The sequence below is a fragment of the Pseudomonas sp. RA_5y_Pfl1_P24 genome (assembly GCF_963970945.1).
GTDB classification, from domain to species: Bacteria; Pseudomonadota; Gammaproteobacteria; order Pseudomonadales; family Pseudomonadaceae; genus Aquipseudomonas; species Aquipseudomonas tritici.
Map to the genome: position 1 here is coordinate 398055 of NZ_CAXAOJ010000003.1, position 20525 is coordinate 418579.

Here is a 20525-nt window from a genome sequence, read left to right on the forward strand (position 1 = left end):
ATGAGAGCCGCCCTGCTAGACGAACCCGGCGAAGACATCGCCCAAGCCCTCCAGGAAGGCTGGCTGCCAATCCGCGAAGTGGCGCGCCAGACCGGCGTTAATGCCGTGACCCTGCGCGCCTGGGAGCGCCGTTACGGCCTGATCGTGCCCCAGCGCACGCCCAAGGGCCACCGGCTGTTCAGCGCCGAGCATGTGCAACGCATCCACACCATTCTCACCTGGCTCAATCGTGGCGTGCCGGTCAGCCAAGTCAAAGGCCTGATCGACTCCGCCCAGGCCACTCCCAATGCCGTAGAAAATGAATGGCACACCCTGCGCCAGAACCTGGTGCACGCCATCAGTGAATTGACTGAGCGCCGGGTCGACGACGCCTTCAACCAGGCCATGGCACTGTACCCGCCACGCACCTTGTGCGAGCAACTGCTGTTACCGCTGTTGCAGGAGCTGGAGCAGCGTTGGCAAGGTCAATTCCGCGCGCAGATGGAACGGGTATTTTTCTTGTCCTGGCTGCGCAGCAAGTTTGGTGCGCGCATCTACCACAACAATCGCCAGCTGCAGGGTGCGCCATTGCTGCTGGTCAACCAGTCCGACCTGCCGCTGGAACCGCATTTGTGGCTCAGCGCCTGGCTGGCCAGCAGTGCCGACTGCCCGGTGGAAGTGTTCGACTGGCCGCTGCCCGTCGGCGAGCTGGCCCTGGCGGTGGAACACCTGCGGCCGCGCGCGGTGTTGCTGTATTCGAGCAAGGCGCTGCAGTTGTCGACGTTCGCGAAACTTCTGGGCGGCATCAGTTGCCCTAAGTTGATCGTCGGACCAACGGTGTGCATCCATCAGGCGGAGTTGGCGGTATTAACCCATGACATCCCTGAGTTGCTCGTCGCCGAAGAGCCGTTGTCGGCTCATCAGCTACTGATCCAGCGTGGACTTCTTTAAATGCATCTGATCTGGCTGCGCACAGACTTGCGCCAACACGACAACACCGCCCTGACCGCCGCGAGCCAGCGGGGTCCGATGGCGGCCGTCTACCTGATCACACCCGAGCAATGGCTGGCCCACGACGATGCGCCGTGCAAAGTGGATTTCTGGCTGCGCAACCTGCAGGCGCTGAGTAAAACGCTGGGCGAGCTGAACATTCCCCTGCTAATTCGCACCGCCGCCACCTGGGACCAGGCGCCCAGCGTGCTGAGCACGCTGTGCCGCGAACTCTCGGTGGAGTCGGTGCACGTCAACGAGGAATACGGCATTCATGAAAGCCGTCGCGATGCGGCAGTGTCCAAGGCGTTGGAAGAGGCAGGCGTCACTTTCCACAGCTACTTGGATCAATTGTTCTTCCAGCCTGGCAGTGTGCTGACCAAGACCGGCACTTACTTTCAGGTGTACAGCCAGTTCCGCAAGGTCTGCTACACCCGCCTGCACAGCGCGTTACCCCAGAGGGTCGCTGCGCCAAAGGCCCAGGCTGCGCTCAAGCTGAAAAGCGACCCCATCCCGAACACGGTCGAAGGTTTCGAGCCGCCCAGCGACACGCTGCGTGCGCTCTGGCCCGCCGGTGAAGACGAGGCCCAGCGGCGCCTCGACGCCTTCGCCGACCAGCAGATCAGCTACTACAAGGACGAGCGTGACTTCCCGGCCAAGCCCGGCACCAGCCAGCTCTCTGCCTACCTCGCGGCGGGGGTGATTTCGCCGCGCCAATGCCTGCACGCCGCGTTACAAACCAACGGTGGCGAGTTCGAGAGTGGCGACATGGGCGCCATCACCTGGATCAACGAATTGCTGTGGCGCGAGTTCTACAAGCACATCCTGGTGGGTTACCCACGGGTGTCGCGCCACCGTGCGTTCCGCCCCGAAACCGAAGCCGTGGCCTGGCGCAATGCACCCAAAGATCTCGCCGCGTGGCAGGCAGCGCGCACCGGCCTGCCGATCATCGACGCGGCCATGCGTCAACTGCTTGAAACTGGCTGGATGCACAACCGCCTGCGCATGGTCGTGGCGATGTTCCTGACTAAAAATCTGCTGATCGATTGGCGCGAAGGCGAGCGCTTCTTTATGCGCCATCTGATTGATGGTGACCTGGCCGCTAATAACGGCGGCTGGCAGTGGAGTTCATCCACCGGCACCGACTCGGCGCCGTACTTCCGGATTTTCAGCCCTTTGAGCCAGTCGGAAAAATTCGACAGCGAAGGCGTCTTCATCAAGCACTGGCTGCCGGAACTTGCCGCACTGAATAAAAAGGACGTGCACAACCCGGATGCCGCCGGTGGTTTGTTCGGCGTGGCCGACTACCCACGATCGATTGTCGACCTGAAAAAATCCCGCGAACGCGCCCTGGCCGCCTTCCGTAACCTGCCCTCGCGACAAGCCGCAGGGGGCGAATATGAGTGATTTCCTGCGCCGCTTCGCCCAGGCCTTTGCCACGCTGGACAAGCACAACCTGCACCTGCTCGACAGCTTGTACAGCAAGGACATCGCCTTTACCGACCCGCTCCACGAAGTCCATGGGCTGCCCGACTTGCACCATTACTTCAGCGAGTTGTATGGCAACGTCAGCCAGCTACGCTTCGACTTCCACGGTTTCGACCAAGTGGCCGAGGGCGAAGGTTACCTGCGCTGGAAAATGAGTTTCTGCCACCCGCGCCTGGCCAAGGGCAAGGTGATTCGGGTGGAAGGCTGCTCGCACTTGATGTGGCGTGACAAGGTGTACCGCCACCGTGACTACTTCGATGCCGGCGCCATGCTGTACGAACATTTGCCGGTACTGGGCAGACTCGTCAGCTGGCTGAAAAGGAGAGTGGGATGAACGCAGTACCGCCCCGTCGTTATTGGCTGACCGGCGCCAGCAGTGGTATCGGTGCAGCGCTGGCCGTGGAGCTGCTCAACAGCGGCGCACACGTCGCACTCAGCTCCCGCACCAAAGAGCCTTTGGAAGCGCTCGCCCAACGTTACCCGGGCCAAGTGCTGGTGGTGGCCGGCGACCTGACCAACAGCCAGACCGTGCGCGAGATCGGCGAACATATCGGCGTGGCCTGGGGTTCCCTGGACACGGTGATCCTCAATGCCGGCACCTGTGAATATGTGGACGCCAAGCAGTTTGATTCATCAATCATCGAGCACGTGGTGCGCACCAATCTACTGGCAAGCAGCTATTGCATCGAAGCAGCCCTGCCGCTTTTGCGGGCAGGGCGCAGCCCCCATCTGGTGGGTGTCGCCAGCGCCGTGACTTACCTGCCGATGCCTCGCGCTGAAGCCTATGGCGCGTCCAAGGCCGGCTTGCGCTACCTGTTCGAGGCACTGCGCATCAGCCTTTCGCCGGAAAACATCGACGTTACCGTGATCAGCCCAGGCTTTGTCGACACGCCGCTGACCGAACGCAACGACTTCCCCATGCCCCTCAGTTGGTCGGCGGACAAAGCCGCGCGGCACATCTTCGCCAAGCTGGAAAAACGCCCGCTGGAAATCGCCTTTCCTGCACTCTTTATCGCCACCCTCTGGCCGCTGTCGAAATTGCCGAATCGCGCGCAGTTGATCATCGGTAAACGCATGTTGCGCAGCCCGCCGCCGAAAAAGGACGACCTGTGAAGATCGCCATCATCGGCAGCGGCATCGCGGGGCTGACCAGTGCTTACCTGCTCAGCCGCCAGCATGAGATTACGCTGTTCGAAGCGGGTGATCGTATTGGCGGGCATACCCACACGGTCAACGTGACCGTCGAGGGCAAAAGCTACGCGGTAGACACCGGCTTCATCGTGTTTAACGACTGGACCTACCCCAACTTCATCCGCCTGCTGGAGCAGATAGGGGTAACGTTCAAACCTACCGAGATGAGCTTTTCGGTGTGCGATGAGCAGACGGGGTTCGAGTACAACGGCAACAACCTCAACAGCCTGTTTGCCCAGCGTCGCAATATCCTTTCGCCGGGCTTCTGGGGCATGTTGCGCGACATCTTGCGCTTCAATCGCCAGGCACCGCTGGACCTGCAAGACCAACGCATCAGCGCCGAAATGACCCTGGGTGACTACCTCAACGCCGGTCACTACGGCGAGCGGTTTATCCGGCACTACATCGTGCCGATGGGCGCGGCGATCTGGTCGATGTCCCTGGCTGACATGCTTGCCTTCCCCTTGCAGTTCTTTGTGCGCTTCTTTAAGAATCACGGCTTGCTCTCGGTGAGTAACCGCCCGCAATGGTGCGTGATCGAGGGTGGCTCCAGCCGTTACATCGAACCGCTGACCCGCAGCTTCCGCGAACAGATCCGCCTCAATTGCCCTGTGCATAACGTTGAGCGTACCGACGAAGGCGTGGTTATCCACAGCCCGGCCGGCAGCGAGGCATTCGATCGAGTGGTCTTCGCCTGCCACAGCGACCAGACCCTGGCGCTGCTGGCCGATCCAAGCCCAGCCGAACAAGCGGTCCTTGGCGCCCTGCCCTATGCCGATAACGAAGTGGTGCTGCACTCCGATACCCGCCTGCTGCCCGACCGCAAACTGGCCTGGGCCAGCTGGAATTACCGGCTGACCGGCAATGGGCAGGCGCCGGCGGCGGTGACCTATGACATGAACATCCTGCAAGGCATCGACAGCGCCACGACCTTTTGCGTGAGCCTGAACCAGACGTCGATGATCAACCCGCTGAAGGTCCTGGCGCGCTACACCTACGCCCATCCGCAATACAGCCTGGCAGCGGTGGCGGCCCAAGGCCGTTGGGAGGAAGTGTCTGGCGTGCGTAACACCTTCTATTGCGGTGCCTACTGGGCCAACGGTTTCCACGAAGACGGCGTGGTCAGCGCTTTGCGCGTCGCCCAGGCGTTTGGGGAAACCCTGTGAACAGCGCCCTGTACAGCGGCTGGATTGCCCATCGCCGATTTACGCCCAAGGCCCACGCCTTTCGCTACCGCATCGGCCTGCTGTACCTGGACTTGAGCGAAGAACACGAAGTGCTTGGGCTCTCGCCCCTGGCCGGGCGCAGTTGGCTGGCGCCCTTTGGTTTTCGCCAACAGGATTACCTGCGTGAATTGACGCGCACCGGCATGAGCTTGAGCGATGCCGTGCGCCAGGAAGTCGGCAAGGCACTGGGGCGTACACCTCAGGGCGTTATCTGCCTACTGACCCAGGCTCGCAGTTGGGGCCTGGCTTTTAACCCTGTGAGTTTCTTCTACTGCTTCGAGGCCGACGGACGTCTGGCCGCGATCCTGTGTGAAGTGACCAACACCCCATGGCGCGAGCGCTATCACTACGTGCTGCCCGCCCAGACCCTCGGCGCAGATGAACACCAGCACTTCGCCGTGGCCAAGGCCTTCCATGTGTCGCCGTTTTTGCCGCGCGATCTGGAATACCGCATGAGCTTCAGCGCACCCGCCGCCAAACTCGGCGTGCACATGGCCGACTGGCAGGGCGAGCTGAAAGTGTTCGACGCCACCTTGAGCCTGCACAAGGAAGCGCTGAACCGCACCAGTTTGCATCGTTACCTAAGGCGCTTCCCCTGGATGACCGCCAAGACCTGCCTGGCGATCTACTGGCAAGCCATGCGCCTGTTGCTTAAACGCACACCGATTTTTCCTCACCGGGCCGCCGATGGCGCCTCCCGCACCGCAGTCGGTTATTCCAAGGATCGCCGCCATGAAATCCCCTAACGTATCGGTCAAGGCCAACCGCCTGAACGTCAACGGCATGACCACCGCGCTGTTGCGCAAAGGCGTACTGCGCCAACTCAGCCAATTGCGCCATGGCCAGTTGGTGGTGATCGAGGATGGCGAGCAGCAAGTATTCGGCGCGCGCGAAGCGCACTTGCTGGGGGAGATCCAGATCCTCGACCCCGCCGTGTGGGGCCTGGTGGCGGCCAACGGTTCTATTGGCGCTGGCGAGGCGTTTATTCACGGTTACTGGAGCAGCCCGGACCTGACCGCCGTGGTGCGCGTGATGGTCAGCAACCTGGATGTGCTGGATGCGATGGAAGGCGGCCTCGCACGCCTGGCCCGGCCGTTCACCCAGGGCCTGCACTGGCTCAATCGCAACACACACAAGGGTTCGCAAAAAAACATCGCCGCCCACTACGACCTCGGCAACGACCTGTTCGAAGAATTCCTCGACCCAACCATGATGTACTCGGCGGCGCAATTCTTGACCCCCGACGACACCCTGGAGCAGGCGCAACTGAACAAGCTTGAGCGCATCTGCCAGAAGCTGGCGCTCAAGCCCAGCGACCACCTGCTGGAAATCGGCACCGGCTGGGGCAGCATGGCGCTGTATGCGGCGCAGCATTACGGCTGTAAGGTCACCACCACGACCTTGTCCAAGGAACAGTTTGCCTACACTGAAAAACGCATCGAGGCCCTGGGGCTGCAAAGCCAGGTCACCTTGTTGCTAAAGGATTACCGCGACCTGACCGGCCAGTACGACAAGCTGGTGTCCATCGAGATGATCGAAGCAGTGGGCCATCGCTTTCTGCCGACCTACTTCAAACAGTGCGCGCACCTGCTCAAAAGTGACGGCCTGATGTTGCTGCAAGCCATCACCATTCGTGAGCAACGCTTTGAACAGGCCAAGCGCAGTGTGGATTTCATCCAGCGCTATATCTTCCCAGGCGGCGCTTTGCCCTGTGTGCAGAACATGCTGCACATCGTCAGCCGCGACACCGATATGAACCTGCTGCACATGGAGGATTTCGGCCTGCATTACGCGCGAACCTTGCGCCTGTGGCATGAGAATTTTCGCCGCGCCCATGGCCGCCTCGCCGAATTGGGCTACGACGAATACTTCCTTCGGCTGTGGGAGTTTTACCTGTGTTACTGCGAAGGCGGCTTTATGGAGCGCACCATTGGCACCGCGCAATTGCTGCTGGCCAAACCGTCGGCGATCAACCCGCCGTTGCTTGGGCGCTTCAGTGCTTAAGACATTGGCCAATGCCGTGCTGTTTCAGTGCGGCTGGTTCGCCTGTGTGCTCGGCGGTGACAGCTTATGGTTACTGGTAGGGCTGGCTGCACTGGGCATTCATCTGCTGTGGATAAGTTCATGGGCGCAAGACGGCAGGTTGATCCTGGGCGTGACCTTGCTGGGCACGTTGGTCGATACGTCGTTACGCACCGTCGGCTTTTTTCAGTTCAGTGAGCCTGGTCCGTTGATTCCGCTGTGGTTAGTGATGCTATGGGCGCTGTTGGCAACCACGCTGCGTCATTGCCTGGCTTGGAGCACCCAACCTCGGTGGCTCGCAGCGTTACTGGGGGCCGTCGGCGGTCCGATGTCTTATTTCGCAGGCAGTCAGCTGGCCGGGGTAAGCTTCGGTTACGCCCTGTGGCCAAGCCTGGTCGGGCTGGCCCTGCTGTGGGCTTTGCTCTTTACGCTGCTCGCAACCGCTGCAAAAAAAACCTGAACCCGGTCGGCTTTTACTTGCAGCTTGCCGCTCAAAGCTTGAAGCTGCCGCCATGCCCAACATCCCCCACACCCAAATCGCTGAACCCGCCGTCACCTGCTCGACGTGCGCGGCCTGCTGCTGCCAGTTGGAAGTGATGCTGATTACCGACACCGGCGTGCCGGAGCGCTATATCGATACCGACGATTGGGGCGGCGAAGTGATGCTGCGCCTGGAAGACGGCTGGTGCGCAGCGCTGGATCGGGACACGATGATGTGCACGATCTATGAGCGACGGCCGTTGATTTGCCGAGAGTTCGAGATGGGTGCGCCGGAGTGTTTGACCGAACGCGAAGGGATTGCGACGGCGTATCGCTGACCTTGAAACAAGTAGAAATCCAAATGTGGAAGCGAGCAAGCCCGCTCCCACAGGGGGATCTTCAGTGGCCTGAAGATTACAGCGCCATGGTGTAATGCAGCGAGTAGCTCTCTACCCCGTCGTTATTGCTGCTGATCCCGGCGTTGGAATAGTGCGTGGCACGAATGCCCACTTCATGCCCACCGGTAAACCGCAGACCAAAACCCAGGCGGTCTTCGAACTGAAAGGCCTGGCCAATGTTGTTGTCTTCCAGCTGGGTACGGGAGAACACCGCTACGCCGATCCCGGCTTCGATGTAGGGTTTGACCGACTGCCCGGCAAACTCATACACAAACACGGGCGAGAACGACAGGCTGCTGGCACCGGCGCGATCGTCACCCTCCCAGTAAGTGTAAGCACCGCTCCAATAGCCCGTCAGGCGACCCATATCGCTCTGCATCCAGCTCTTGTCCCAATCCGACGTCAACCCCAACCGATAGGTCAGCGTTGAATCACTGGTTGCCCCCAGACCAAACTCCAACCCGGCGGCTTGCGCCGAAAAAGAGTGCCCCATTACCGTGGCCGCAAGCGCAGCCAAACAGAGAAAACGCTTCATATGAAACATCCCTTCAAACGACGTTGTAAGATTTATGTACAGGCTAACGTGCTATAGAAGTCGCCGTTAATGCAGAAGTTCAGTCGAAAACCGTGATTTTTTCACGAATTTTTCACAAGCTGAAATCACTCACATTTCCGGAAGTTTTCCATAATGTAGGTAGGATGTTTCTGAAATGTTGCAGATCGCCACTGGTCCAGAACTGTGCAGGTTCAGGATCGCCGACGGCCAGAAGATCGCGCTCACTCAGTAAACGCTTGAGCTGGCGGGCCACGGCGGCACCGGTGTCGATAAGGATGATGCTGGGGGGCAGCATCTGCGCCAGGAGCGGCTTGAGGAAGGGATAGTGGGTGCAGCCGAGGATGATGGTGTCGCAACCGGCGCTGAGCAGCGGTTCGATGTAACCCTGCAATAACTGGCGCAGGGCGGGGCTGTTCAGGTCGCCGGTTTCAATCAGCTCCACCAGGCCCGGGCAGGGTTGGGTGATGACCCGAACATCAGTGGCGAAGCGGTCCAGCAGCGCAGCGAACTTGGCGCTTTGCAGGGTGCCGGTAGTGGCAAGCACACCGACCACGCCGCTGCGGGTGGCGGCGGCAGCAGGTTTGACGGCGGGCTCCATGCCCACCAATGGCCAGTCGGGATAGTCTTGGCGCAAGTCGGCGACGGCCGCGACGGTCGCGGTGTTGCAGGCAATCACAAATGCCTTGGCGCCCTTGTCGCAGAGAAACGCCGCAACCTGCCGCGAACGCTCACGAATAAACGACGGGGTTTTCTCGCCATAGGGGATATGCCCGCAGTCGGCCACGTACAGCAACGACTCATGGGGCAGCAATTGCTGAATTTCGGCCAGTACCGACAAGCCGCCAACACCGGAATCGAACACACCGATGGGCGCGCCCTTAACCATGTTGGGTCCCGCACACGCTGCAGCCGGGGTCACGCTTCACGCGCAGCTCGCGAAAACGCGTGGTCAAGGCATCGATGAGCAACAGGCGGCCCACCAAGGGTTCGCCGAAACCGGCCAGCAGTTTCAAGGCTTCCAGCGCCTGCAGGCTGCCCACCACGCCCACCAGCGGACCAACTACGCCGGCTTCGCTGCAGGTGAGTTCGGTGTCGCTGCCGTGCCCATATAAACAGTGGTAACACGGGCTTTCGGCGCGACGCGGGTCGAACACTGACAATTGGCCTTCAAGGCGAATCGCCGCGCCGCTGATCAATGGCTTGCCGGCGGCAACGCAAGCAACGTTGACCGCCTCGCGCGTGGAGAAGTTGTCGCTGCAATCGAGCACAACATCGACCGCACCTACCGCGACGGCCAAGGAATCGGCATCAAGCGCAGCGCGGTGGGCAGTCAGCTTGATTTCGGGGTTGATGGCGCTCAGGCGGCGCAGGGCCGAGTCGACCTTGGTCTGCCCAACGCTGTCGGTGTCATGGATGATCTGGCGTTGCAGGTTGGTCAGGTCGACCGTGTCGAAGTCCGCCAGATGCAACTCACCCACACCCGCGGCCGCCAGGTACAGCGCAACGGGTGCGCCCAGCCCACCAAGACCAACGATCAATGCACGGCCGTTTTTCAGGCGCAACTGGCCGTCGATGTCGACATGCTGCAACAGAATCTGTCGGCTATAGCGCAACAGCTCCTGATCGCTCAGCACGGCCGGCGTCCCAGCGTGATGCGCTCGTGTCCGCCGAGATCGATACGGCTGTGTACCTCTTCAAAGCCTTCACTCAACAGCAGATCGCGCACAGCCGGGGCCTGGTCGTAACCGTGCTCCAGCAACAGCCGGCCGCCAGCATTCAGGTGAGCGGGGGCTTCTTTGATGATCAGGCGCAGGTCATCCAAGCCGTCATGACCGGCCACCAATGCGCTGGCCGGCTCGAAGCGCACGTCACCGGCCACCAGGTGTGGATCATTGTCGGCAATATACGGCGGGTTGCTAATGATCAGGTCATAGGTATGACCCTGCAGCGCGCTGAACCAGTGGCTGTTCAGCACCGCTGCGTTATTGAGGTGCAGGCGCTGGCGATTGCGCTCGGCCAGGGCCACAGCTTCCAATACTCGGTCGACAGCGGTGATCTGCCAGGCTGGGCGCTCGCTGGCCAGGGCCAACGCGATGGCCCCGCTGCCGGTGCCCAGGTCGAGGACCGTGGCGGGCGTGGCTGGCAACAGTTCCAGGGCGGTTTCCACCAGCAGTTCGGTGTCCGGACGCGGGATCAGCGTGTGCGGCGCGACCTCCAGGTCCAGCTTCCAGAAGCCTTGCTGGCCGAGGATATACGCCACCGGCTCACCGCCGCGACGGCGTTGCAGGTAGCCGGCAAAGGTCAACGCGTCTTCACTGCTGACAATTTTTTCCGGCCAGGTGTGCAGGTAGCTGCGGGACTTGCCCAGCGCAGCCGCCAGCAACAATTCAGCATCCAGGCGCGCGGTGGGCGAATCGGGCAGATCAGCGGCGCGCAGCAGGCTGGCAATGATGGTCATTTACTCACCTATCGCCGCTAATTGATCGGCCTGATACTCGGCGAGTAACGGCTCGATCACCGCGTCGACGCCACCCGCGAGAATTTCGTCAAGGGAATAAAGGGTGAGGTTAACCCGGTGGTCGGTGACCCGGCCCTGGGCAAAGTTGTAGGTGCGGATACGCTCGGAACGGTCGCCAGAACCCACCAGCAACTTGCGCTCGCTGGCAATTGCGTTCGCGGCGGCGCTGGTCTGCTGGTCATTGAGCTTGGCCGACAACCACGACATCGCCCGCGCACGGTTTTTGTGCTGGGAACGCTCCTCCTGGCACTCCACCACGATACCCGACGGCAAGTGGGTGATACGGATCGCCGAATCAGTCTTGTTGACGTGCTGGCCACCGGCGCCCGACGAGCGGTAGGTATCGACACGCAAGTCAGCCGGGTTGATCTCGATGGCTTCCTGCTCGTCCGGCTCAGGCAACACCGCGACGGTGCACGCCGAGGTGTGGATGCGGCCTTGGGATTCAGTCGCCGGAACGCGCTGCACGCGATGTGCACCGGACTCAAACTTGAGCTTGCCGTAGACGTTATCGCCTTCAACCCGCGCGATGACTTCTTTATAGCCGCCGTGTTCGCCTTCGTTCTCGGACAGGATTTCGACCCGCCAGCCGCGACGCTCGGCATAACGCGAATACATGCGGAACAGGTCGCCGGAGAAGATCGCCGCCTCATCGCCGCCAGTGCCGGCACGGATTTCTAGGAACACGTTGCGCCCGTCGTTCGGATCCTTGGGCAGCAACATGCGTTGCAGGTCGCCTTCCAGCTCGGCCAGCTTTTCCTTGGCCTCGCGGACTTCTTCCACGGCCATTTCACGCATGTCCGGGTCGCTGTCCTTGAGCAGCGCCTGGGCGCCTTCAAGATCGGCCTGCACTTTCAGCAAGTTTTTGTAGGTGGCCACAACCGGCTCAACTTCGGCGTATTCCTTGGAATAGGCGCGGAACTTGGTCTGATCGGAAATGACCTCGCCATCGCCGAGCAAGGCGGTCAGTTCTTCGAAACGGTCCTGGAGCACGTCCAGTTTATTGAGCAGTGACGCTTTCATTGCGGTTTTTTATCCGAAGAGCTTTCTGACGCGCCCTCACCGAGGGCAAAGAGTTCCTGGGCCATGGCCAGCGCATCGAGGCGGCCTTCGGCAGTTAGCTTTTTTAATTGTACGCTGGGGGCGTGGAGTAACTTGTTGGTGAGGCCACGGGCCAGTTGCATCAGCACCTCTTCAGCGCTGCTGCCATTGGCCAGCAGGCGCTGGGCTTTGATCAGCTCCTCGTCGCGCAGGCGTTCGCCTTGCTGACGATACGCCTTGAGCACATCCACCGCCGCCAATTCACGCAAGCGCACCATGAAATCTTCGGCGCCGGTGCTCACCATTTCCTCAGCAGCCTGGGCTGCACCCTGGCGGCTCTTGAGATTTTCGGCGACCACTTCGTGCAGATCGTCAACGCTATAGAGGTAAACGTCGTCCAAGTCGCCGACTTCGGGCTCGATATCGCGGGGAACGGCGATGTCCACCATAAAGATCGGTTTGTGCTTGCGCAGCTTCAGCGCGCTTTCGACCGCGCCTTTGCCAAGGATCGGCAACTGGCTGGCAGTGGAACTGATGACGATATCGCTGCGCACCAGTTCGGCCGGGATGTCAGACAACAACACGGCATGCGCGCCGAACTGTTCGGCAAGGATGCTGGCGCGCTCAAGCGTGCGGTTGGCGACCACGATCCGCTTGACCCCCAGGTCATGCAGGTGACGGGCGACCAGGGTGATGGTCTCCCCCGCGCCAATCAACAAGGCCTGGCTGCGTTGCAAGTCACTGAAAATCTGCTTGGCCAGGCTCACCGCAGCAAACGCCACGGACACCGGGTTTTCTCCGATGGCAGTGTCGGTGCGCACCTGCTTGGCGGAGTTGAACGTGGCCTGGAACAAGCGCCCCAGCAGCGGGCCGACGGTTCCGGCTTCGCGCGCTACGGCGTAGGCGGACTTCATCTGGCCGAGGATCTGCGGCTCACCCAACACCAGCGAATCGAGGCCGGACGCCACACGCATCATGTGACGAACTGCCGCATCCTCTTCATGCACATAAGCGCAGGCACGCAGGTCATCGAGACTCAAATGGTGATAATCGGCCAGCCAGCGCAGCACCACATCCGCTGAAAGATGTTCCTGCTCTATATAAAGCTCGCTGCGATTGCAGGTTGAAAGGATCGCAGCTTCGCGACTGTCGGTGAGCCGGCAGAGCTGCTGCAAGGCCTCAACCAACTGCTCTGGCGTAAACGCAACGCGCTCGCGCACGTCTACGGAGGCAGTCTTGTGGTTAATACCGAGTGCGAGGAAGGCCATTCAATATCGCTGATGATGTCGGGAAGCCGACAATTGTCCTACTTCGAAAGATTCAGAACAACCACCGTCGTCTATTGTCCCTATATGTTGTGCCTATGAAAGGCGTCCACTGAGTCTCGGTTATGTTTGGCCGAAGGCTTGTGTCATGATGATCCGACCGCAGGTTAGTCGTCCTCTTCCTATATGAATACATCTTCCGCGTTGCTCCTTGCTTTTGTCTTCCTCAGCGGCTGCCAGGCCATGGCACCCGTGTCGCCGGACGGTACACCGCCCGTAGAAGACAGCACCCCCGCCCCTGAAAAGCCCAAGGTTTATTCATCGTTCAGTGAAGAAACGGTGTTCAGCCTGCTGAGCGCGGAGCTGGCCGGCCAGCGCAATCGCTTCGATATTGCGCTGGACAACTACGTGACCCAGGCCATCAACACACAGGATCCGGGGATTTCCGAGCGGGCGTTTCGCATCGCCGAGTACCTGGGCGCCGACCAGGCTGCGCTGGACACGTCGCTGATCTGGGCGAAAAACGCACCGGACGACCTGGAAGCACAGCGCGCGGCGGCGATCCAACTGGCGCGCGCCGAGCGCTATGACGACTCCATGGTCTACATGGAGAAAGTCCTGCAGGGCAAAGGCGACACCCATTTCGACTTCCTCGCGCTGTCAGCTGCCGACACCGACCAGGACACGCGCAATGGCCTGATGAAGAGTTTCGACCGCCTGCTGCAAAAACATCCGAAAAACAGCCAGCTGATTTTCGGCAAGGCCTTGCTGCTGCAGCAGGGTGACGAAGCCGACGCAGCGCTCAAACTGCTGGAACAGAATCCGCCGGAAGAAGGCGAGGTTGCACCGATCCTGTTACGCGCACGTCTGTTGCAGAACCTCAATCGCGGCAAGGAAGCGATTCCGCTGCTGGAAAAAAGTATCAAGAAGTACCCGGACGACAAGCGTCTGCGCCTGACTTACGCACGCATGCTGGTAGAGCAGGACCGCATGGAGGACGCCAAAGTGCAGTTCGCCAATCTGGTCCAGCAATACCCGGACGACGACGAATTGCGTTATTCCCTGGCGCTGGTATGCCTGGAAGCCAAGGCGTGGGACGAGGCCAAGGGTTACCTGGAAGAGCTGATCCAGCGCGAAAGCCATGTGGACTCGGCGCGCCTGAACCTCGGCCGCATCGCCGAAGAACGCAATGATCCGCAGGCCGCCCTGCTCGAATATGCCCAGGTCGGCCCCGGCAATGACTACCTGCCAGCCCAATTGCGCCAGGCCGATATCCTGATGAGCAACGGTCGCACCGATGAGGCGGAAAAACGCCTGACCGCCGCGCGCGATGCCGAGCCGGACTACGCCATCCAGCTTTACCTGATCCAGGCCGAGACTTTGTCGGCCAACAATCAGGGTGAGCGCGCCTGGAAATTGCTGCAACAAGCCTTGTTGCAATTCCCTGACGATTTGAACCTGTTGTACACCCGCGCCATGCAGGCGGAAAAACGCAATGACTTGGGGCAGATGGAAAAAGACCTGCGCCTGATCATCAAGCGCGACCCGGACAATGCGATGGCCCTCAATGCCTTGGGTTACACCTTGTCCGACCGTACTACCCGTTACGACGAAGCCAAGGCACTGATCGAACAAGCCCACAAGCTCAACCCTGAAGACCCGGCCGTACTCGACAGCCTGGGCTGGGTGAATTACCGCCTGGGCAACCTGGACGAAGCCGAACGCTTGCTGCGCCTGGCGCTGGAACGCTTCCCCGACCAGGAAGTCGCCGCTCACCTGGGCGAAGTGTTGTGGGCCAATGGCAAACAGCGCGAAGCACGACAAATCTGGGAAAAATTCCTCAAGGAACAACCCGAAAGCACCATCCTGCGCAGCACCATCAAGCGCCTGACCGGTTCCGAGACCCTTTAAGCTTATGTTCTTGCGCCACATCGTAGTGTTCAGTTTTATCGCCCTGCTCGCCGGTTGCGCGGGTTTCGGCGCCCGTGAATCCGTTGAGGGCCAGGGCAACCCGGCGCAATGGAAACAGCACAAAGACCAGCTCAGCAGCATCGATGGCTGGCAGATCGAAGGCAAAGTAGGGGTTCGCGCCCCCAAAGATTCCGGCAGCGGCACGCTGTTCTGGCTGCAACGCCAGGATTACTATGACATTCGTCTTTCCGGCCCGCTGGGCCGGGGTGCCGCACGCCTGACCGGCCGTCCGGGGCAAGTCAGCCTCGAAGTGGCCAACCAGGGGCGCTATGAGGCGACCTCGCCGGAAGTACTGCTTGAAGAACAGATTGGCTGGAAGCTGCCAGTGTCCCATCTGGTCTGGTGGGTACGCGGCCTGCCAGCGCCTGACAGCAAAAGCCGTCTGAGCCTGAATGGCGACAGCCGCCTGGCTACCCTGGAACAGGATGGCTGGCAAGTCGAATACCTAAGCTACGTAGAACAAAGCGGTTACTGGTTGCCCGAGCGCATCAAACTGCACGGTACCGACCTTGACGTCACGCTGGTGATCAAGGACTGGCAACCGCGCAAGCTGGGGCAATAACGTGACAGTACAAACGCTGACCCTGCCCTCCCCGGCCAAACTCAATTTGATGCTGCATATTCTGGGTCGCCGCGAAGACGGTTATCACGAGTTGCAGACGCTGTTTCAATTTCTCGACTACGGCGATGAACTGACTTTCGCCGTCCGCGACGACGGCGTGATTCAGTTGCACACCGAGTTCGAAGGCGTTCCTCACGACAGCAACCTGATTGTGAAGGCCGCCAAAAAAATTAAGGAACAATCCGGCTGCCCGCTCGGCATCGATATCTGGATCGATAAAATCCTGCCCATGGGCGGTGGTATCGGTGGCGGCAGCTCGAATGCCGCGACCACACTGCTGGGACTGAATCATTTGTGGCAACTGGGTTGGGACCACGATCGCCTGGCTGCGCTGGGTTTGGCGCTGGGCGCTGACGTCCCGGTTTTCGTGCGTGGGCACGCGGCTTTCGCCGAGGGTGTGGGGGAGAAACTCAGCCCGGAATACCCCGAAGAACCGTGGTACGTTGTGCTTGTTCCGCAAGTATCTGTAAGTACAGCAGAAATTTTTTCAGATCCACTGTTGACACGTAACTCTCCTCCCATTAAAGTGCGCCCCGTTCCCAAGGGAAACAGTCGAAATGACTGCTTACCGGTTGTAGCAAGGCGTTATCCAGAGGTACGTAACGCTTTGAATTTGTTAGGTAAATTTACCGAAGCAAAATTAACCGGAACTGGAAGTTGTGTGTTTGGGGGCTTCCCAAGCAAAGCTGAAGCTGATAAAGTCTCGGCCCTTCTTACAGAGACCCTTACAGGGTTTGTAGCAAAAGGAAGCAACGTTTCGATGTTGCATCGTAAGCTGCAAAGTCTGCTCTAAAAGGAATCGAGTGTTAGGCACTCGTTGCAACAGATACAGGGGCGTCGCCAAGCGGTAAGGCAGCAGGTTTTGATCCTGCCATGCGTTGGTTCGAATCCAGCCGCCCCTGCCATTTTCCTATACTCATCCAGGTTACCCTCAGCCTCTAGGTACTGCGCGTGTCCAAGATGATGGTCTTTACGGGGAACGCCAACCCCGATCTGGCTCGACGTGTCGTACGTCAGCTGCATATCCCTCTCGGTGACATCTCTGTCGGTAAATTCTCCGACGGCGAAATTACAGCCGAGATCAATGAAAATGTCCGCGGTAAAGACGTCTTCATTATTCAGCCGACCTGCGCTCCGACCAACGATAACCTGATGGAACTCGTCGTGATGGCTGATGCCTTCCGCCGCTCCTCAGCGACTCGAATCACAGCTGTAATCCCTTACTTTGGTTATGCCCGTCAGGATCGCCGTCCGCGTTCCGCACGTGTGGCTATCAGCGCGAAAGTCGTTGCTGACATGCTGACCGTGGTAGGTATCGACCGTGTTCTCACGGTTGACCTGCACGCTGACCAAATCCAGGGGTTCTTCGATATTCCGGTAGATAACATCTACGGCTCCCCAGTCTTGGTGGATGACATTGAAGACCAGCGCTTTGAAAACCTGATGATCGTGTCCCCGGACATTGGTGGCGTCGTGCGTGCACGGGCCGTTGCCAAATCCCTGGGCGTTGATCTCGGGATCATCGACAAACGCCGTGAGAAAGCCAATCACTCTGAAGTGATGCATATCATCGGTGATGTCGAAGGGCGTACCTGTATTCTGGTTGATGACATGGTCGACACCGCCGGCACCCTGTGCCACGCGGCCAAAGCCTTGAAAGAGCACGGTGCAGCTAAAGTCTTCGCCTACTGCACACACCCTGTGCTGTCGGGTCGAGCGATCGAGAACATCGAGAATTCCATGCTGGACGAACTGGTGGTGACTAACACCATCCCGTTGTCCGCTGCTGCTCAAGCCTGTTCGCGTATCCGTCAACTGGATATCGCACCGGTAGTTGCCGAAGCGGTTCGCCGTATCAGCAACGAAGAATCGATCAGCGCGATGTTCCGTTAAGGGTCAAACCTTCGGTACACCTCACTGACGAAAAGCGCCCCGCCCCAGCATTTTGTTGGGGCGGGGCTTTTTTGCCCATATCGCCTTTAGCGCTGGTCGCAAACGCTGGGGCGAATGTGGTTATTTTGGAGATACAACATGAACGATTTTACTCTGAATGCTGAAGTGCGTTCCGACCTGGGGAAAGGTGCGAGCCGCCGCCTGCGTCGTCTCGCAAGCCTGGTTCCAGCTGTAGTTTACGGTGGCGAAAAAGCCCCTGAATCCATCAGCATGCTGGCTAAAGAAATTGCCAAACTGCTCGAAAACGATGCGGCCTACAGCCACATCATCGAGCTGAACGTCGGTGGCAAAAAGCAGAACGTCATCATCAAGGCTCTGCAACGCCACCCAGCCAAAGGCCACGTGCTGCACGCTGACTTCATCCGCGTTGTAGCCGGTCAAAAGCTGAACGCTATCGTACCTGTGCACTTCGTCGGTGAAGAAGCACCGATCAAGAAAGGTGGCGTTGTTTCCCACACTGCCACTGAGCTGGAAGTAAGCTGCCTGCCGAAAGATCTGCCTGAGTTCATCGAAGTCGACCTGTCGGCTGCTGAAATCGGCACCATCATTCACTTGTCCGACCTCAAAGCCCCTAAAGGCGTTGAATTCGTCGCTCTGGCTCACGATGACGACAAGGCTGTTGCCAACGTCCACGCTCCACGTGTTGTCGTAGAAGCTGACGAAGCTGAAGAACCCGCTGCAGAGTAATTTCTCTCTGTAACGTCGGAGCTTGAGGAAACATCGCGGACCGAAACGTAGCGAGAAAGCGGGCGATAACGCGAAGTTTATCTCTGGATAAGTTAGCTTCTGTCGTCCACTTTCGCCGCAACCAGGTTGCGGCGATGTTATTCACAACTCCAAAGGAAGGGCTCCTGTCGTGACTGCCATTAAACTGATCGTTGGCCTGGGAAATCCAGGCGCCGAATACGAACAGACCCGGCATAACGCGGGGGCCCTTTTTGTTGAGCGCATCGCCCACGCACAAGGTGTAAACCTTGCGGCCGATCGCAAATATTTTGGCCTGACCGGGCGCTTCTCGCATCAGGGTCAGGATGTTCGTCTGCTGATTCCCACCACCTACATGAACCGCAGCGGCCAATCTGTCGCGGCGCTTGCGGGCTTCTTCCGGATCAAACCCGAGGAAATCCTGGTGGCCCATGACGAACTGGACCTGCCACCCGGCGTTGCCAAGCTCAAGCTCGGCGGCGGGCATGGCGGGCACAATGGCCTGCGCGACATCATTGCGCAGCTGGGTAATCAGAATAATTTTTACCGTCTGCGGCTCGGCATTGGCCACCCAGGCGTTGCCAGTATGGTTTCAAATTTCGTCCTGGGTCGTGCGCCACGCGCCGAACAGGAAAAACTCGATGCCAGCATCGATTTTGCCCTCGGCGTGCTGCCGGATATCTTCGCCGGTGAATGGAACCGCGCGATGAAAAACCTGCACAGCCAGAAGGCCTGACTCTTACCGAGGGGAAACACCATGGGATTCAATTGCGGCATCGTCGGCCTGCCCAACGTCGGCAAATCCACCCTGTTCAACGCCTTGACCAAGTCCGGTATTGCAGCGGAGAACTTCCCCTTCTGCACCATCGAACCCAACAGCGGTATCGTGGCTATGCCGGACCCGCGCCTTGCGGCATTGGCGGCCATCGTCAATCCCAAGCGCATCCTGCCGACCACCATGGAATTCGTCGACATCGCCGGCCTGGTAGCCGGTGCGTCGAAAGGTGAAGGCCTGGGTAACAAGTTCCTGGCCAACATCCGCGAGACCGATGCCATCGCCCACGTGGTCCGCTGCTTTGAAGACGAGAACGTGATTCACGTCTCCAACAGCGTTGACCCGAAGCGTGACATCGAGATCATCGACCTGGAACTGATCTTCGCCGACCTCGACAGCTGCGAAAAGCAACTGCAGAAGGTTGCGCGTAACGCCAAGGGCGGTGACAAGGATGCAGTGGTCCAGAAAGGCCTGCTGGAGCAGCTGATTGCCCATTTTACCGAAGGCAAGCCTGCGCGCAGCCTGATGAAGAACATGAGCTCCGACGAAAAAGCGGTGATCAAGGGCTTCCATCTGCTGACGACCAAGCCTGTGATGTACATCGCCAACGTTGCTGAAGACGGCTTCGAGAACAACCCGCTGCTCGACGTGGTCAAGGCTATCGCCGACGAAGAAGGCGCGATCGTGGTTCCGGTGTGCAACAAGATCGAAGCGGAAATCGCCGAGCTGGATGACGGCGAAGAGAAAGACATGTTCCTCGAGGCCCTGGGCCTGGAAGAGCCTGGCCTGAACCGAGTGATCCGCGCTGGCTACGAAATGCTGCACCTACAGACTTACTTCACCGCCGGTGTCGAAGAAGTCCGCGCCTGGACCGTCAAAGTCGGCGCCACCGCGCCACAGGCTGCCGGCGTGATCCACACCGACTTCGAGAAGGGCTTCATCCGCGCCGAAGTGATCGCCTACAACGACTTCATCCAGTACAAGGGCGAAGCCGGTACCAAGGAAGCCGGTAAGTGGCGCTTGGAAGGTAAGGAATACATCGTTAAAGATGGCGATGTGATGCACTTCCGCTTTAACGTCTAAGTACCACCCGCGATTTACACCGCACACAAAAAAAAAACCGATGCAGTTGCATCGGTTTTTTTGTGGGCGCTCTCTCGTCAAATTTAAAATCTTTTCTGTTCACGGACGCACCTATGAACAGGACACTGCCTGAAAAGTTTAAATAAAAAAGTTTGGCATACTCCTTACCTTTTACCGAAAAAACCCGCGCCCACCAAAGCTATTCCTTATTATTTTAAGACTTCTCTTACACCCCTCTTGTATAAACAAGCCAATAAAACCT

General features: G+C 59.3%; 22 protein-coding genes and 1 tRNA gene. 17 read left to right on the forward strand and 6 right to left on the reverse strand.

Features of this window, described 5'->3' with window-relative positions; all coding sequences use genetic code 11:
• The 9 genes from AACY30_RS06570 to AACY30_RS06610 are packed head-to-tail and all read left to right on the forward strand — an operon-like array spanning position 1 to position 7714.
• Positions 1 to 930 carry a MerR family transcriptional regulator gene (locus AACY30_RS06570; protein ID WP_339468361.1) on the forward strand — a complete coding sequence of 310 codons (930 nt, stop codon included), beginning with the start codon at positions 1 to 3 and terminating at the stop codon, positions 928 to 930.
• Positions 931 to 2376, forward strand: a complete 1446-nt coding sequence (phrB, locus tag AACY30_RS06575) for a deoxyribodipyrimidine photo-lyase (protein ID WP_339540029.1) — start codon at positions 931 to 933, stop codon at positions 2374 to 2376.
• Complete coding sequence (locus AACY30_RS06580; RefSeq protein ID WP_339540030.1) at positions 2369 to 2791, forward strand: nuclear transport factor 2 family protein; 423 nt, start codon at positions 2369 to 2371, stop codon at positions 2789 to 2791. The genes phrB and AACY30_RS06580 overlap by 8 nt, the downstream gene beginning before the upstream one ends.
• Positions 2788 to 3570 carry an SDR family NAD(P)-dependent oxidoreductase gene (locus AACY30_RS06585; RefSeq protein WP_339419575.1) on the forward strand — a complete coding sequence of 261 codons (783 nt, stop codon included), beginning with the start codon at positions 2788 to 2790 and terminating at the stop codon, positions 3568 to 3570. The genes AACY30_RS06580 and AACY30_RS06585 overlap by 4 nt, the downstream gene beginning before the upstream one ends.
• Positions 3567 to 4814: an NAD(P)/FAD-dependent oxidoreductase gene (locus AACY30_RS06590; protein WP_339540031.1), complete on the forward strand. Its 1248-nt coding sequence runs from the start codon at positions 3567 to 3569 to the stop codon at positions 4812 to 4814. Before AACY30_RS06585 ends, AACY30_RS06590 begins: the two co-directional genes overlap by 4 nt.
• Positions 4811 to 5620 (forward strand): DUF1365 domain-containing protein, encoded by an 810-nt coding sequence (locus AACY30_RS06595; RefSeq protein WP_339436858.1) that lies wholly within the window; start codon positions 4811 to 4813, stop codon positions 5618 to 5620. Before AACY30_RS06590 ends, AACY30_RS06595 begins: the two co-directional genes overlap by 4 nt.
• Entirely contained in the window at positions 5607 to 6878 is a 1272-nt protein-coding gene (locus tag AACY30_RS06600) for a cyclopropane-fatty-acyl-phospholipid synthase family protein (protein ID WP_339468357.1), read from the forward strand. The genes AACY30_RS06595 and AACY30_RS06600 overlap by 14 nt, the downstream gene beginning before the upstream one ends.
• Positions 6871 to 7356: a DUF2878 domain-containing protein gene (locus AACY30_RS06605; RefSeq protein WP_339540032.1), complete on the forward strand. Its 486-nt coding sequence runs from the start codon at positions 6871 to 6873 to the stop codon at positions 7354 to 7356. The genes AACY30_RS06600 and AACY30_RS06605 overlap by 8 nt, the downstream gene beginning before the upstream one ends.
• Before the next feature lie 52 nt (positions 7357 to 7408).
• Positions 7409 to 7714, forward strand: a complete 306-nt coding sequence (locus tag AACY30_RS06610; RefSeq protein ID WP_339456660.1) for a YkgJ family cysteine cluster protein — start codon at positions 7409 to 7411, stop codon at positions 7712 to 7714.
• A gap of 76 nt (positions 7715 to 7790) precedes the next feature.
• On the opposite strand, the gene AACY30_RS06615 is transcribed toward AACY30_RS06610, so the two are convergent.
• From AACY30_RS06615 to hemA, 6 genes are all read right to left on the reverse strand, one after another.
• On the reverse strand, positions 7791 to 8309 hold the full coding sequence (locus tag AACY30_RS06615) for an acyloxyacyl hydrolase (RefSeq protein WP_339468356.1): 519 nt from the start codon (positions 8307 to 8309) through the stop codon (positions 7791 to 7793).
• 112 nt (positions 8310 to 8421) lie between these two features.
• Entirely contained in the window at positions 8422 to 9216 is a 795-nt protein-coding gene (gene murI / locus AACY30_RS06620; RefSeq protein WP_339540033.1) for a glutamate racemase, read from the reverse strand.
• On the reverse strand, positions 9209 to 9964 hold the full coding sequence (locus AACY30_RS06625; protein WP_339540034.1) for a molybdopterin-synthase adenylyltransferase MoeB: 756 nt from the start codon (positions 9962 to 9964) through the stop codon (positions 9209 to 9211). Before AACY30_RS06625 ends, murI begins: the two co-directional genes overlap by 8 nt.
• Positions 9958 to 10788 (reverse strand): peptide chain release factor N(5)-glutamine methyltransferase, encoded by an 831-nt coding sequence (prmC, locus tag AACY30_RS06630; RefSeq protein ID WP_339468354.1) that lies wholly within the window; start codon positions 10786 to 10788, stop codon positions 9958 to 9960. The genes AACY30_RS06625 and prmC overlap by 7 nt, the downstream gene beginning before the upstream one ends.
• Positions 10789 to 11871, reverse strand: coding sequence for a peptide chain release factor 1 (gene prfA / locus AACY30_RS06635; RefSeq protein ID WP_010565625.1), 1083 nt, complete (start codon positions 11869 to 11871; stop codon positions 10789 to 10791).
• A complete protein-coding gene (gene hemA / locus AACY30_RS06640) occupies positions 11868 to 13157 on the reverse strand; it encodes a glutamyl-tRNA reductase (protein WP_339468353.1) in 1290 nt (429 codons plus the stop codon). The genes prfA and hemA overlap by 4 nt, the downstream gene beginning before the upstream one ends.
• Positions 13158 to 13340: 183 nt before the next feature.
• Here hemA and AACY30_RS06645 point away from each other — a divergent pair, with 183 nt between their 5' ends.
• The 8 genes from AACY30_RS06645 to ychF all read left to right on the forward strand — a co-directional run bounded on the left by AACY30_RS06645 (position 13341) and on the right by ychF (position 20263).
• Complete coding sequence (locus AACY30_RS06645; RefSeq protein WP_339468351.1) at positions 13341 to 15065, forward strand: tetratricopeptide repeat protein; 1725 nt, start codon at positions 13341 to 13343, stop codon at positions 15063 to 15065.
• A gap of 4 nt (positions 15066 to 15069) precedes the next feature.
• The gene (gene lolB / locus AACY30_RS06650; protein WP_049710107.1) at positions 15070 to 15687 is read left to right on the forward strand and encodes a lipoprotein insertase outer membrane protein LolB; all 618 of its coding nucleotides are present in this window, start codon (positions 15070 to 15072) and stop codon (positions 15685 to 15687) included.
• A gap of 49 nt (positions 15688 to 15736) precedes the next feature.
• A complete protein-coding gene (gene ispE, locus AACY30_RS06655; protein ID WP_370467897.1) occupies positions 15737 to 16540 on the forward strand; it encodes a 4-(cytidine 5'-diphospho)-2-C-methyl-D-erythritol kinase in 804 nt (267 codons plus the stop codon).
• Positions 16541 to 16577: 37 nt separating this feature from the next.
• A tRNA-Gln gene (locus AACY30_RS06660) sits at positions 16578 to 16652 on the forward strand.
• 46 nt (positions 16653 to 16698) lie between these two features.
• On the forward strand, positions 16699 to 17640 hold the full coding sequence (locus tag AACY30_RS06665) for a ribose-phosphate pyrophosphokinase (RefSeq protein WP_003208392.1): 942 nt from the start codon (positions 16699 to 16701) through the stop codon (positions 17638 to 17640).
• 138 nt (positions 17641 to 17778) lie between these two features.
• On the forward strand, positions 17779 to 18387 hold the full coding sequence (locus AACY30_RS06670; protein ID WP_339468347.1) for a 50S ribosomal protein L25/general stress protein Ctc: 609 nt from the start codon (positions 17779 to 17781) through the stop codon (positions 18385 to 18387).
• A gap of 169 nt (positions 18388 to 18556) precedes the next feature.
• The gene (gene pth / locus AACY30_RS06675; protein WP_017529915.1) at positions 18557 to 19141 is read left to right on the forward strand and encodes an aminoacyl-tRNA hydrolase; all 585 of its coding nucleotides are present in this window, start codon (positions 18557 to 18559) and stop codon (positions 19139 to 19141) included.
• A 21-nt stretch (positions 19142 to 19162) separates the two neighbouring features.
• A complete protein-coding gene (gene ychF, locus AACY30_RS06680) occupies positions 19163 to 20263 on the forward strand; it encodes a redox-regulated ATPase YchF (protein WP_339468346.1) in 1101 nt (366 codons plus the stop codon).
• The last annotated feature ends 262 nt before the right edge of the window (positions 20264 to 20525 follow it).